At 70.7% G+C, this 14,076-nt stretch carries 12 protein-coding genes; 3 read left to right on the forward strand and 9 right to left on the reverse strand.

All coding sequences use genetic code 11. The features are described from left to right. Nucleotides 1-51: 51 nt before the first annotated feature. The 8 genes from ACFV6V_RS10210 to ACFV6V_RS10245 all read right to left on the reverse strand — a co-directional run bounded on the left by ACFV6V_RS10210 (nt 52) and on the right by ACFV6V_RS10245 (nt 7,743). Complete coding sequence (locus ACFV6V_RS10210; RefSeq protein ID WP_385561876.1) at nt 52-669, reverse strand: LytR C-terminal domain-containing protein; 618 nt, start codon at nt 667-669, stop codon at nt 52-54. Nucleotides 670-776: 107 nt separating this feature from the next. After that, a complete protein-coding gene (locus ACFV6V_RS10215) occupies nt 777-1,073 on the reverse strand; it encodes a type II toxin-antitoxin system VapB family antitoxin (RefSeq protein WP_003999914.1) in 297 nt (98 codons plus the stop codon). Nucleotides 1,074-1,297: 224 nt separating this feature from the next. Further along, a complete protein-coding gene (locus ACFV6V_RS10220; RefSeq protein WP_385562114.1) occupies nt 1,298-2,830 on the reverse strand; it encodes a M28 family metallopeptidase in 1,533 nt (510 codons plus the stop codon). A 160-nt stretch (nt 2,831-2,990) separates the two neighbouring features. After that, nucleotides 2,991-3,590, reverse strand: a complete 600-nt coding sequence (locus tag ACFV6V_RS10225; RefSeq protein WP_385561879.1) for an HhH-GPD-type base excision DNA repair protein — start codon at nt 3,588-3,590, stop codon at nt 2,991-2,993. An 88-nt stretch (nt 3,591-3,678) separates the two neighbouring features. Then, entirely contained in the window at nt 3,679-4,962 is a 1,284-nt protein-coding gene (locus tag ACFV6V_RS10230; RefSeq protein WP_385561881.1) for a YncE family protein, read from the reverse strand. Nucleotides 4,963-5,067: 105 nt separating this feature from the next. After that, nucleotides 5,068-6,300 carry an RNA polymerase sigma factor gene (locus ACFV6V_RS10235; RefSeq protein ID WP_385561884.1) on the reverse strand — a complete coding sequence of 411 codons (1,233 nt, stop codon included), beginning with the start codon at nt 6,298-6,300 and terminating at the stop codon, nt 5,068-5,070. A gap of 17 nt (nt 6,301-6,317) precedes the next feature. After that, nucleotides 6,318-6,737: a YciI family protein gene (locus ACFV6V_RS10240; protein WP_361280875.1), complete on the reverse strand. Its 420-nt coding sequence runs from the start codon at nt 6,735-6,737 to the stop codon at nt 6,318-6,320. Nucleotides 6,738-6,900: 163 nt separating this feature from the next. Next, the gene (locus tag ACFV6V_RS10245; RefSeq protein WP_385561887.1) at nt 6,901-7,743 is read right to left on the reverse strand and encodes a nitroreductase/quinone reductase family protein; all 843 of its coding nucleotides are present in this window, start codon (nt 7,741-7,743) and stop codon (nt 6,901-6,903) included. 291 nt (nt 7,744-8,034) lie between these two features. Here ACFV6V_RS10245 and mutA point away from each other — a divergent pair, with 291 nt between their 5' ends. From mutA to meaB, 3 genes are read left to right on the forward strand one after another with little or no spacing between them, the layout of a single operon-like run. Further along, the gene (mutA, locus tag ACFV6V_RS10250) at nt 8,035-9,897 is read left to right on the forward strand and encodes a methylmalonyl-CoA mutase small subunit (protein ID WP_385561890.1); all 1,863 of its coding nucleotides are present in this window, start codon (nt 8,035-8,037) and stop codon (nt 9,895-9,897) included. Beyond that, entirely contained in the window at nt 9,897-12,104 is a 2,208-nt protein-coding gene (scpA, locus tag ACFV6V_RS10255; RefSeq protein WP_385561892.1) for a methylmalonyl-CoA mutase, read from the forward strand. The genes mutA and scpA overlap by 1 nt, the downstream gene beginning before the upstream one ends. A 13-nt stretch (nt 12,105-12,117) precedes the next feature. Beyond that, complete coding sequence (gene meaB, locus ACFV6V_RS10260; protein WP_385561894.1) at nt 12,118-13,119, forward strand: methylmalonyl Co-A mutase-associated GTPase MeaB; 1,002 nt, start codon at nt 12,118-12,120, stop codon at nt 13,117-13,119. A gap of 64 nt (nt 13,120-13,183) precedes the next feature. Here the strand turns inward: meaB and ACFV6V_RS10265 are convergent, their stop codons facing one another. Next, nucleotides 13,184-13,990, reverse strand: coding sequence for a CAP domain-containing protein (locus tag ACFV6V_RS10265; protein ID WP_385561897.1), 807 nt, complete (start codon nt 13,988-13,990; stop codon nt 13,184-13,186). Nucleotides 13,991-14,076 lie beyond the last annotated feature (86 nt).

Genomic DNA, 14,076 nt, shown 5'->3' on the forward strand with positions numbered 1-14,076 from the left:
AGGCGGGTTCGGCGGCGGTCCTTCGACCGCCGCCGCTCGGCTGCCCGCCGCTCAGCACTGCCCGGCGGGCTTCGGCGGTGCGGCCAGGGCGGCCAGGGCCTTGTCCGACACGGTCTTGGCGGTGAGCGCCTTGAAACCCGTGCCGATGATCAGATCGACGTCCGGGGTCTTGCGGGCGTCCACCCGGAGTTCCGCTCCCGTGAGCTGGGTGGCCAGCACCCGCAGTGCTCCCTCGTGTGCCGTGGCGGCGCCGAGCAGCATCCCGGTGCCGGGGACCTTCTTGTCGTAGGCGGCCGGGGCGTTGCCCACGTTGCCGACGACGAAGCCGCGCTTCCGCAGCTCGTCGGCGGTGGTCTTGGCGAGCCCTGGGCGCGGGGTGGCGTTGTAGACGTTCACCTTGACCTGGGCCGGCCTCGGGAGCAGAGGGGCCCCCGCCGGGGATGCCTGGGCGGCGCAGGCGGCGGCCTGCGTGTGGGTCGCGGGCTTCTCGCCCCCGCCGCTGAACACATCGATGAGCTGCATGGTGCCCCAGCCACCGACGCCGACGACGGTGACCGCGGCGAGCGCGCCGAGCACGTACCTGCGGCGGCGGGGGCGGCGCATACGCGGATAGGCGTTGCCCGTGATGCGGTACTTTCCACCCATGCCTGGGGGCGTGAGCATGCTCATGAGCGCAGCGTAGTGCGGTCCTGGGACATGAGCTACTAAACGATCATCCGACGCCGCCCGTATGGGTTCGAAACTGCGTCCATACGGGTCGGAGGGGCTCGTCCGCCTCAGTCCAGCTCGAGCACGCGGGCGTGCAGTACCTGTCGCTGCTGGAGGGCCGCGCGCACGGCGCGGTGCAGTCCGTCCTCGAGATACAGATCGCCCTGCCACTTCACGACATGGGCGAAGAGATCGCCGTAGAACGTGGAGTCCTCCGCGAGCAGCGTTTCGAGATCCAGCTGCCCCTTGGTGGTCACGAGCTGATCGAGGCGGACCGGGCGCGGCGCGACATCCGCCCACTGCCGGGTGCTTTCCCGGCCATGGTCGGGATACGGCCGCCCGTTACCGATGCGCTTGAAGATCACACGGAAAGCCTACCGGGCAAGCGGCCGTCAGCGCAGCCACGCGACGCCGGTGCGGTGGCGTCCGGGGAGCCAAAAGGCCCATAGGGGCGAAAAAAGCCGAACAAGCGAGGATCCGGGACGGAGACCCTGTCCGGAGGGCTCCGGACGGCGTATGACGCGGGCCGCCCCGGGAGGTTTTCCCGGAGCGGCCCGTGTTCATGGGAGGCGGAGTGGTCAGGGGCCGGTTACTGCGTCACCCCGTGACCGTCGTGCAGACCGCCGCCGCTGCCCGTGCCGCCCTGGGTCGGGACGGTGGTGACCGGCTTGCGCAGCGAGCTCAGGTCGATCGCGTAGGTGCCGACCGCGTTGGCGATGACGTCGATGTTGGCGTCGAACGCCTTCATGTTGATGTTCTTGATGTCGTCGCACTTGGCGTGGTAGCAGGCGTCGTACGCCACGCCCGCCGTGCCGCCGAACTTCGCCGCCTGTGCCTCGGTCTTGATGCCCTCGGCGCCGGTGAAGGTGCCACCGGAGGCGATGCCCGCCTCGACGAACGGCCCGTAGTCGGAGCGGCCGGTGAAGTCCGTTCCCTCGCGCGGCAGCCCCTGCTTGTCCATGAACTCGTTGATGTCGCGCTCCAGCTGCGCGGAGCCCGCAGGGCCCGCGGGGGAGCCGACGCCGTCGGAGTCGTCGCCGTCGTAGACGAAGAGCCCGTAGTTCGGCGAGGCGATCATGTCGAAGTTCAGGTAGAGCTTGATTTCCTTCTTGCCGAGGTCGCTGAGGTTAGCGACGTAGTGCTCGGAGCCGAGCAGCCCGAACTCCTCGGCGGACCACCAGGCGAAGCGCACCTTGTTGGCGGGCCGCTTGTGGCTCTTGGCGAGCTCCAGGGCGGCCTCCAGGAGACCCGCGGAGCCGGAGCCGTTGTCGTTGATGCCCGGGCCGTCCGTCACGCTGTCGAGGTGGGAGCCCAGCATCACCGTGTTGGCGGCGTTGCCGTGCTTGGTCTCGGCGATGACGTTGTTGGTGGTGCGCTTCTGCTGGAGCTGGCGGATCTCGAAGTCGAGCGAGACCGGGCCCGCGGCGAGGTCGGCGGCGAGCTTCTCGCCCTCGGCGAGGGTGATGCCGCCGGTCGGTATCTTGCCGGCCTCCGGTGCGCCCAGGGTGCCGGAGAGGGCGCCCTCGGTGTTGTTGTAGATCACGGCGCCGATCGCGCCCGCAGCTGCGGCGTTCTCCTGCTTCGCGGCGAAGGTGCAGCCACCGCGCTTGATCAGGGCGACCTTGCCGGTGAAGGTCCCGGAGGCGAAGTCCGAGGCCTCACAGCCGTTGGTGCCGTCGGCGTCGACCGGCGCGGCGGCGAGCTCCGCCTTCACCCCGCCGACCGGGGTCGACTTGGTGTACGACATCGCGTGGATCGCTACGTCGCGCGGGGTGGGCGAGACCACGGAGAGCCGCTCGGCCTGGGTCTCGGTGTAGGTGAACTCGAAGGGCTGGTACTCGACGTCGTACCCGGCCTTCTTCAGCAGCTGGTAGACGTACGCGGCAGAGGCGTCGTGGCCCAGTGTGCCCGCGGCCCGGCTGCCTGCGCTGTCGGATATCTGCTGGAACTTCCGCAGGTGCGCGGCGGCGTCCTTGGCAGACGACTCGCGGACCAGCTTCCTGGAGAGCTGTGCGGCTTCCTTCGCCGCCGCCTTGGCAGGGTCATGCCGCTTGGCGGATGCGGGGGAGGCGGATGCCAGCAGGAGCGGGGTCGCGAGTGCGGCTGCGGCCACGGCGGCCACTGCTCTGCGATGGGATGAGTTCACAGAGGTCCTTCCCGGTAAGAACGAGGTTGAGGGGAAGTTAGCGATCTCTGAGTGCCCTGTGAACAGTTGTGCCGCAACTCACGTCATATTTAGCAATGTTGACATCATCTTGTACGTCTAAGGGCGTACTGGTGCGTCATTCGGCCATCTTCGCGGCGCGTTTTCTCTCCTGTTTGTACGATCTGACTTTGGCCAGTGTCTCGGGGTCGGTGATGTCGGCGGCGGACCGGTAGGACCCCTCGTCGCCGTACGGTCCCGCCGCCTCACGCCAGCCCTTCGGCTGCACGCCACACTGCTTGCCCAGCAGCGCCAGGAAGATCTGCGACTTCTGCTTCCCGAACCCGGGCAGCGCCTCCAGCCCCGTGAGCAGCTCCCGCCCCGTCCCGGCCTCCCGCCACAGTGCGGCCGGGTCCCCGCCGTACTCGTCCACGAGGTACTGGCAGAGCTGCTGGATCCGCTTGGCCATGGAGCCCGGATACCGGTGCACCGCCGGCTTCTCGGACAGCAGCGCGCCGAAGGCCTCCGGGTCGTAGGCAGCGATCTCGTGCGCGTCCAGATCGTCCCGCCCGAGGCGCCGGGCGATCGTGTACGGGCCCGAGAAGGCCCACTCCATGGGCACCTGCTGGTCGAGCAGCATCCCGACCAGCAACGCGAGCGGGCTGCGCGAGAGCAGCTCGTCGGCCTCGGGCTGCTGGGCCAGATGGATCACGGGGCGGGCGGGGCGAGTGGGGCTCATTCCCCGATGATCCCTCCGGCCGATGAGCCCTGCACTTTCAGGCGCCCTCACCCGGCGGTCGCGGTGGCCGAGCCGGCGTCCCGTCTCGCTACCGGTTGGCCGCGGGGCCCGTCCAGCCGGAGGGGACGTGGCCCAGGCGCACCCGCTGCGGATGGTCGCCCACGGGCACCGACGTCACCTTGCGGCCGGTGGCGAAGTCGATCGCCGTGACGGCGTCCGCACCGCTCTCGGAGACCACGCAGGACTTCCCGTCGCCGCTGACCGTCGCCCAGTACGGCTTCGACGCCGTGACGAGCGGCCCCTCCTGGAGGGTCTCGCGGTCGACGACCGTCGCGTAGTCGTCCATGGTGCCGGCGACACAGAGCTTGTCGCCCTCCGGGCTCATCGAGATGCCGTGGTGGCGGGAGTCGTTGACCCAGGTGGCGCGGTTCTCGCTGGTGGCCGGGTTCTTGGGGAGGACCTTCTGGCGGAGGATCCGGTCGGCGGCCACGTCGTACTCGAGGAAGCCGTTGAAGAACGACACCTGGAAGTACAGCCTCGACTCGTCGGGGGTGAAGGCCACCGGCCGCACCGCGTCCGAGAGGTCCTTGCGGCCGAAGGCGTCGAGCCGCTCCCGCATGTCGATGACCTTCACCGTCTTGTACGTGTCCGCGTCCACGACGGTGAGCTTGCGGTCGCCCTTGGTCCAGTCGAGGGACGGGTCGTCCAGCATGGTGTTGACATCGCCGATCGCGGAGTTCCAGATCTGCTTGCCGTTCGCCGTGAACACGTTCTCGTGCGGTTTGTCGCCGGTCTTGAACGAGCCCGTCTGGCGGCCGGTCCCGATGTCCAGGACGTGCACCGTGTTGGAGGTGGACGCGGACACGGCGACGCGCCGGCCGTCCGGGGAGACCGCCATGTGGTCGGAGCGGAAGCCGGACACGGGAAAGCGCCAGTTGAGCCTGCCGGTCGCGACGTCGATCGAGACGACGTCGGCGAAGCTCGGGCGGGACACGACGACGGCCGAGCCGTCCGGGGTGGAGTACATGTCGTCCACGAGCTGGTCGTGGCCCTCGCCCACCGACAGGCGTATCGCGAGGAAGTACGCCAGCTTCACGGGGTTGAGATAGATCTCCAGCATCCGCTCGTCCTTGTCGGGGACGACGTTGATGCGCCCGATCTTCCTCAGGGTCCCGGAGGACTCGAGGACATCCGCCGTCCCTTCCCAGTTGTTGCCGACGAGCAGGACCTGGCGGAGCCCTTCCCCGGGCGCCGTGGTCGTGGTCGTCCGGGGCGCCGCTGGCGGACTCGCGGCGGCCGGGGGCGCGATGGTGGCGCCGGCCACGAGCGATACGGCCAGGACGGCGAGGGCAGGGGGAAGTGCTGTCTTCACAGGGACTCCTGAGGCGTGGTGCAGGAGGGAGACAAGCGTTACTGGCGGTAAGTTACTGGTCGGGCGGGACACCTGACCAGACGTCGCGCCGGAGTTCCTGACGCCCTACGGCCCCAGCCGTGCCGCCCGCATCTGGAGGTAGCGGGTCTCCGGGAGGCTGAGGGTCTGCCGTGCGGCTCGCTGGTACGCGGCCCTCGCGCCCTCCCGGTCGCCCGCCCGCTCCAGCAGATGGGCCCGTACCGCGTCCAGACGGTGACGGCCCGATGGCCCTTCCGCCAGCAGGTCCTCAAGGCGGCACACCTCGGCGAGTCCGGCCTCCGGCCCGTCGACCATCGCGAGGGCCACCGCGCGGCCCAGCTCCGCCATGGGGTCGGGGGCACGGGACACGAGGACGTCGTAAAGGGCGAGGATCTGCGGCCAGTCGGTGTCCTCGGACCGTGCCGCCTCGTCGTGGAGGGCGGCGATGGCCGCCTGCAGCTGGTAGGGACCCGCGGGGCCTTCGACGAGAGCCTCCTCGACCAGCGCCGTGCCCTCGGCGATCGCCGCGCGGTCCCACCGGGTGCGGTCCTGTTCGTCGAGCGGGATGAGCTCCCCGTGCGGGCCGGTGCGGGCCGCACTCCGGGCCTGGGTCAGCAGCATGAGCGCCAGCAGCCCGGTGACCGCGGCTTCGCGGGGCAGCAGGGCGCGCACCGCCCGGGTGAGCCGGATGGCCTCGTGGGCGAGGTCCGGGCGCTGGAGCGAGGGTCCGGAGGTGGCCGTATAGCCCTCGTTGAAGATCAGATAGAGCACCTGGAGTACCGCCGCCAGCCGCTGGTCCCGGTCCTCGGGGCCCGGTCGCCGGAAGGGCACGTGCTTGATCTTCGCCTTGGCCCGGCTGATCCGTTGCGCCGCCGTCGCCTCGGGCAGCAACAGCGCACGGGCGGTCTCGGCCGTCGTCAGACCTCCGACCGCCCGCAGGGTGAGCGCGATCTGGGCGGGCGGAGTCAGGGCGGGATGGCAGCACAGGAACAGCAGCGTCAGCGTGTCGTCGTCGGAGGGGGTCCGGCTCTCACCCGGCGGCGGCGAGATGAGCCCGTCCCGCGGGGCCAGCCGCGCGGCGGCCTCCTCGCGCCGCCGCCGTGCCTCCTCACTGCGCAGCCGGTCGGCCAGCCGGCGCGAGGCCACCTTGATCAGCCAGCCGCGCGGATTGTCCGGCACCCCGGCCGAAGGCCACTGCCGCGCGGCGGCGAGCAGCGCCTCCTGCACGCAGTCCTCCGCCTCGCCGAAGTGCCCGTATCGGCGCACCAGCGCGCCGAGGACCTGCGGCGCCTGCGACCGCAGCAGGTCCTCGACACCCAAGCCCTGTCCCGGCCCGTTCACGGGCACAGATCGCCGCCGCTCTCCTGGATCGCACGGATGACCACCGGATAGTCGGGCGAACCCGCCGGCACCGGGCACTGCGCGACGCGTGCCGCGATCTCCGTGACCCGCTCCAGGCTCTCGCAGTCCAGCACCCAGTACCCGGCGAGCAGCTCCTTCGTCTCGCCATAGGGCCCGTCCGAGATCACCGGCCGCCCGTCCTCGCCCGCCCGGACGAACCGGGTCTGCGCGGGCTCGACCAGACCCTGGGCGTCCACCAGCTCGCCGGACTCGGCGAGGTCGTCGTTGACGGCCTGCATGAAGGAGAACATCGTCTGGAGCTCCTTCTCGCTCCAGACCGGGCTGTGCTCCGAGCCGTTCCCGCGCATCGCGTCGTAGTCGGCCTGCGTGCCCTGCACCATCACCAGGTACTTCATGATTCCGCTCCCTCAGGTGCGTGCTGCCCCTCGTGGGCAACTCTCACAGGGGACGTCGGAGCCGTCGACGGTTTCTCGACACCCGTCCGGCGTCTTTTCCGGGGTCTTCTTGCGCGGGGCCCCCGCCGGAAGGGCTGACGCGCCCTCCCGGCGGAGGCGGTGCTCAGTGCGCCACCGCGTCGAGCACCGGGATCAGGTGCTCTTCCTCGTAGCGGAAGTGGCCCTCGATCGCCGCCGAGAGCCGCTCCACCTCGGCGCGCACCCGCACCTGCCCGGCGTCGTCGGCTGTGACGGCCGCGCGCAGCTCTTCGAGCAGGTCCGCCAGCTTCAGATGCTCCTCGGCCAGGCGCTCCAGTGCCGGCGCCAGCTCCGGGTGGCGCTCGGCGAGGAACGGGAACAGCCCGGCGTCCTCGCCGGTGTGGTGGTTGTGCAGCCCCTGGCAGGCCGTCAGGCAGTTCACCCGGAGCTGGGCACCCAACGAGGCACCCCCCGGCCGGGAGAGCTCCTGGCGTATCAGCGCCAACTCCCTGCGGAACCCGTCATGCACCGCCTTCACGGCGGCACCGAACGACGGCGCCGCGATGTCCGGCGGACCCGGGATCTCCTGGAGCGCGACGACCGGGATGACCCGGTCCGCCCTGGCCTGGTAGTCGGCCCACCCGGGGTCGCTCTCGACCGCGCGGGCGAAGGCGCGGTCCCGTTCACCGCCCGCAAGGACCACGGCCTCCGCCTCGTACCGGAACACACCGGCCTCGACCGATACGCGCGGATGGGTGACCAGATTGCGGAACCAGTCCGGGTCGCGCGGGGCGCCGCCCGCCGAGGCTATGACCAGGACCCGGCCGTCACCGTCGGGCAGATAGCCGAGCGGGGTGGTGTGACGGGCGCCCGAACGGGCTCCGGTGGTGGTGAGCAGGAGCAGCCGACTGCCTTCGAAGGGGCCGCCGACCACCCCGCCGTTCGCCCTGAACTCCTCGATGACCTGCTGGTTGAAGTCGTTTGGCATGGGTGGAGGGGTCTCTCTTTCTTCTCATGGATGAAGCGGATGGAGGAGAAGAAAGAGCACGGCGGGCCTCTCGCCGACCCCGGATTCACGCCAGGGCCGGGTGCCCCACTCGCTCATGGCCCAAGGCCGACCCGGCAGTCACGCAAAAGAACCTAAGGGGAGGAAAACGCCGGAGCAATGCCTTTTCCGGTCAGTGCGGTCGGCTCCGCTGAGAGAGAAGGAGGTCACAGAGGGGAAGGTCACATACGCCGCCTCTGCTGCTCATCCGCACGCCTGACCTAGCATCCGAGCATGACCCTTGTTCCCGATGACGGGCTTTCGCTCGCCGCCGAATTCCCGGACGCCACCCATGAGCAGTGGCAGCGCCTCGTGGAGGGTGTGCTGCGCAAATCGGGCAAGGACGTATCAGGCGCGGCGGCCGAGGACGCACTCTCGACGGCGCTGGAAGACGGGCTCGTCGCCCGTCCCCTCTATACGGCGGACACCGCCGGCACGGAGCAGGGCGTCGCCGGTTACCCGGGCTTCGCCCCGTACGTACGCGGCGGCAGGCCGGCCGGTGGCTGGGACGTACGCCAGCGGCACGAGCTCTCCGACCCCGCCCGGGCCAACGAGGCGATCCTCGCCGACCTGGAGAACGGTGTCACCTCGCTGTGGCTGACCGTCGGCGGCTCCGGGCTGCCCGTCAGCGGGCTCGCCCAGGCCCTGGACGGGGTCTACCTCGACCTCGCCCCGGTCGCGCTCGACGCCGGAGCCGAAACCGGCGCCGCGGCCCGCGAGTTGCTGCGGCTGTACGAGGAGAAGGGCGTCGCCCGCGAGGCGGCGCGCGGGACTCTCGGCGCCGACCCGCTCGGGTACGAGGCCCGCACCGGGGAGCCCGGCGACACCGCCACCGCCGTCGAGCTGGCGCGGAACTGCGACCAGGACTACCCGGGACTGCGGGCGCTGGCTGTGGACGCCCTGCCGTACCACGAGGCCGGGGCGTCGGCCGCGCAGGAGCTCGGGGCCTCGCTGGCGACCGGTGTGGCGTATCTGCGGCTGCTCACCGACGCGGGACTCACCGCGGATGACGCCTGCCGCCAGCTGGAGTTCCGCTACGCGGCGACCGCCGACCAGTTCCTGACCGTCGCCAAGCTGCGTGCCGCCCGCCTTCTGTGGGCCCGGGTGGCGGAGGTGTGCGGGGTCGGCGCCGTGGGCGACGCGGGGGCGCAGCGCCAGCACGCCGTCACCTCGCCGGTGATGATGACCCGGCGCGACCCGTACGTGAACATGCTGCGCACCACGATCGCCGCCCTTGGCGCCGGTGTCGGCGGGGCGGACGCCGTGACGGTGCTGCCCTTCGACCACGAACTCGGCCTGCCGGACGCGTTCGCCCGCCGTATCGCCCGCAACACCTCGTCGATCCTGCTCGAGGAGTCGCACCTGGGCCGGGTCGCCGATCCCGCCGGCGGTTCCTGGTACGTGGAGCGGCTCACCGGCGAACTCGCCACCGCAGCCTGGGCGTTCTTCCAGGAACTGGAGCGCGCCGGTGGCATGGCGGCGGCACTGCGCTCGGGCCTGCTCGGCGAGCGGCTCGCGGCCACCTGGCAGGAGCGCAAGAAGAAGCTGGCCCGCCGCCGCGAACCCATCACGGGCGTCAGCGAGTTCCCGCATCTGGCGGAGAAGCCCGTCGAGCGCGAGCCGGCACCGGGATCAGCACGGACCGGGGGCCTGCCGAAGGTCCGCCGCGACGAGGACTACGAGGCACTGCGCGCCCGTTCCGACGCTCACCTTGCCGCCGTGGGCACCCGGCCGAAGGTCTTCATCGCCGCGCTCGGCACGGCCGCGGCGCACACCGCCAGGGCCACGTTCGCCTCGAACCTCTTCCAGGCGGGCGGCGTCGAGCCGGTGCACGACCCGGTGACCGTCGACGCGACCACGGTGGCGGATGCCTTCGCCCGCAGCGGTGCCGCCGTCGCCTGCCTCTGCTCCAGTGACGCGCTGTACGACGAGCAGGCGGCGGAGGTCGCCAAGGCCCTCAAGTCGGCCGGCGCGGAGCGGGTGTTCCTCGCGGGCAAGCCGGGTGAGCACACCGATGTCGACGACTACATCTTCGCGGGCTGCGACGCGGTGAGCGTCCTGTCCTCCGTACTCGACCGCATGGGAGTCGCGGCGTAATGCAGATCCCTGACTTCACCGAGATCGGTCTCGGCTCCGGTGCGTCACCGGCGGCCGTCACCGAGGAGCAGTGGCGCGCGGCCGTGAAGGAGTCGACCGGCAGCAGCCCCGACGACCTGCTGTGGGAGACCCCGGAGGGCATCGGCGTCAAGCCGCTGTACACCGGCCGCGACCTGGAGGGCCTGGACTTCCTCGGCACGTACCCGGGCGTGGCGCCGTATCTGCGCGGCCCGTACCCGACGATGTACGTCAACCAGCCGTGGACGATCCGGCAGTACGCGGGCTTCTCCACGGCCGAGGAGTCCAACGCCTTCTACCGGCGCAACCTCGCGGCCGGACAGAAGGGCCTGTCGGTCGCCTTCGATCTGCCCACGCACCGCGGATACGACAGCGACCACCCGCGGGTGACCGGTGACGTCGGCATGGCGGGTGTGGCCATCGACTCCATCTACGACATGCGGCAGCTCTTCGACGGCATCCCGCTGGACAAGATGACCGTGTCGATGACGATGAACGGCGCCGTGCTGCCGGTGCTCGCGCTCTACATCGTGGCGGCCGAGGAGCAGGGCGTACCGCCCGAGAAGCTGGCCGGGACCATCCAGAACGACATCCTCAAGGAGTTCATGGTCCGCAACACGTACATCTATCCGCCCCGGCCCTCGATGCGGATCATCTCGGACATCTTCGCGTACACCTCGCAGAAGATGCCGCGCTACAACTCCATCTCCATCTCCGGCTACCACATCCAGGAGGCCGGTGCGACGGCCGACCTGGAGCTGGCGTACACGCTCGCCGACGGTGTGGAGTACCTGCGGGCGGGGCGGGACGCGGGTCTGGACGTCGACGCGTTCGCGCCGCGGCTCTCGTTCTTCTGGGCGATCGGCATGAACTTCTTCATGGAGATCGCCAAGATGCGGGCGGCCCGGCTGCTGTGGGCCAAGCTGGTCAAGCAGTTCGACCCGAAGAACGCCAAGTCGCTCTCGCTGCGCACCCATTCGCAGACCTCCGGCTGGTCGCTCACCGCGCAGGACGTGTTCAACAACGTCACACGGACGTGTGTGGAGGCCATGGCCGCCACACAGGGTCACACCCAGTCGCTGCACACCAACGCCCTCGACGAGGCGCTGGCGCTGCCGACCGACTTCTCCGCCCGTATCGCCCGCAACACCCAGCTGGTGCTCCAGCAGGAGTCGGGCACCTGCCGGGTGATCGACCCGTGGGGCGGCAGCGCGTACGTCGAGAAGCTGACGTACGACCTGGCGCGCAAGGCCTGGCAGCACATCCAGGAGGTCGAGGCGGCCGGCGGTATGGCGCAGGCCATCGACGCCGGCATCCCGAAGCTGCGCGTCGAGGAGGCCGCGGCCCGTACCCAGGCGCGGATCGACTCGGGCCGCCAGCCGGTGATCGGCGTCAACAAGTACCGGGTCGAGAACGACGAGGCGATCGATGTCCTCAAGGTCGACAACTCCTCGGTGCGCGCCCAGCAGATCGCCAAGCTGCGGCGGCTGCGCGAGGAGCGCGACGAGGCCGTCTGCCAGGACGCGCTGCGGGCGCTGACGGAGGCCGCGGGACGGGGCTCCGGGCCCGGTCTCGAGGGCAATCTCCTGGAGCTGGCCGTGAACGCGGCCCGGGCGAAGGCCACCGTCGGTGAGATCTCGGACGCCCTCGAGACGGTGTACGGGCGGCACGCGAGCCAGATCCGTACGATCTCCGGCGTGTACCGCAACGAGGCAGGGGAGTCCCCGTCGGTGGACCGCACACGCGCTCTGGTCGACCGGTTCGAGGAGGCCGAGGGCCGCCGCCCGCGCATCCTCGTCGCCAAGATGGGGCAGGACGGTCACGACCGCGGCCAGAAGGTGATCGCTACCGCCTTCGCCGACCTGGGCTTCGACGTGGACGTCGGCCCGCTGTTCCAGACCCCCGCCGAGGTGGCCCGGCAGGCGGTCGAGGCGGACGTGCACGTGGTGGGCGTTTCGTCGCTGGCAGCAGGCCATCTGACCCTCGTCCCCGCGCTGCGCGAGCAGCTCGCGGAAGAGGGTCGCGAGGACATCATGATCGTCGTGGGCGGGGTGATCCCGCCGCAGGACGTGCCCGCGCTGCTGGAGATGGGCGCGACGGCGGTGTTCCCGCCCGGCACGGTGATCCCGGACGCGGCCTACGACCTGGTGCGGCGGCTCGGCGCGGCACTGGGCCACCCCGAGCTGTAGCGGCAGCCGGCGTATGCCCATCGACATCGACAGCTATGTGAAGGGTGTACTCGACGGGAAGCGGGCGTGGATCGCCCGCGCGATCACTCTCGTCGAGTCCACCCGGCCCGATCACCGCGCACTCGCCCAGCGGCTGCTGACCGAACTGCTGCCGCACACCGGCGAGGCACGGCGGATCGGCATCAGCGGAGTGCCCGGAGTCGGCAAGTCCACCTTCATCGACGCCTTCGGCACGATGCTCACCGGCTTGGGCCACCGGGTCGCGGTGCTGGCCGTCGACCCCTCGTCCACCCGCACCGGCGGCTCGATCCTCGGCGACAAGACCCGCATGGAACGCCTCGCGGTGGACCCTGCGGCCTTCGTCCGTCCCTCCCCCAGCGCGGGCACGCTCGGTGGGGTCGCCAAGGCGACCAGGGAGTCCATGGTCGTGATGGAGGCGGCGGGCTACGACGTGGTGCTGGTGGAGACCGTGGGCGTCGGACAGTCCGAGACCACGGTCGCGGGCATGGTCGACTCCTTCCTGCTGCTCAGCCTCGCCCGCACCGGCGACCAGCTCCAGGGCATCAAGAAGGGCGTCCTGGAACTGGCCGACGTCATCGCGGTCAACAAGGCCGACGGCCCCCACGAACGCGATGCCCGCGCCGCCGCCCGCGAACTCGCCGGCGCACTGCGCCTGATGCACCCGGTGGACGCCGCCTGGACCCCTCCGGTGCTGAGCTGCAGTGCCCGCGAGTCCACCGGCCTCGACACCGTCTGGGACCGCCTCGAACAGCACCGCGCCCTCCTGGACGCAGGTGGCAGACTCGCCGCCAAGCGCCGTGACCAGCAGGTGGAGTGGGCCTGGAGCATGGTCCAGGACGAGCTTCTCGGCCGTCTGCGCTCCCACCCGCTCGTACGCTCCCTCGCGCCCGGCCTGGAGCGGCAGGTGCGTGACGGCGAGCTGACGGCCACTCTGGCGGCGGAGCGGATCCTGGAGGCGTTCGGCGGCACGCAGGATCAGGCACCGGGCAGCTGAGCCGTATGCACGGCGAAGGCCCCGGCCGTCAGGAGCCGGGGCCTTGCGCACCGAGGTCACACGGTCAGCGGGCCGTGCCGAAGTCCTGGGTCCAGTAGTGGTTCGGCTGGGCGAGGCCCACGCCGATCTCCTTGAACTCGCAGTTGAGGATGTTGGCCTTGTGGCCGGGGCTGTCCATCCAGCCCGCCATGACGCTCTCGGGGGAGTCGTATCCGTAGGCGACGTTCTCGCCGTAGGTGCTCCAGTCGTAACCGGCGCGCGTGATCCGGGTGCCCGGGTCCGAGCCGTCGGAGCCGGTGTGGGACATGTTCTTGTGGGAGGCCATGTCCTCGCTGTGGGCCTGGGCGGCCTTGCTCAGCGTCGCGTTCAGCTTCACCGGGGAGCAGCCGGCCTTGCTGCGTTCGGCGTTGACGAGGGCCACGATGCGGGCGACGTCACCGGAAGCCGGGGCGGCCGGCTTGGAGGTGGTGGTCGCCGGCTTCGGGGAGGCCGGCTTCGAGGCGCTGGGCTTCGCGGTGGTCGGCTTCGCGGCGGGCTTGGCGGCCGCGGGCTTCTTGGCGGGCTTTGCGGCGGGCTCGGTGGGCTTCGGCGTGCTCGCCGCCTCGGAGGCCTCGGCCGACGGGGTGGCCGACTCCTGGCTCTTCCGGTCGTCCCACCACTTCTTGTGGGAACCGTCCCAGTCCCACCGCTGGTCGGAAGCGGCGTTCTTCCAGTCGCCGCGGTGGCCCTGCCACCGGCCTTCCTGGCCCTGCTGCTGGCTGTCCTGCTGATCCATGCACGCCATGGCGGCTGAGGGCACACCTACCGCCGCCACTGCGACGGCCGCGATCGTTATCTTCCGGTAGTACGTCTTCCTGCGGTGCTTGCTCATGTGTGACCTCACTCGTGTGCGCGGAGCGTCCCTGTGAGCGGTCAGCCCCGGGCACGGAACCTGTGCCTGAGCTGCGGGGACGCCTT

The sequence above is a fragment of the Streptomyces sp. NPDC059828 genome (assembly GCF_042731955.1).
In the GTDB taxonomy this organism is placed as follows: Bacteria; Actinomycetota; Actinomycetes; order Streptomycetales; family Streptomycetaceae; genus Streptomyces.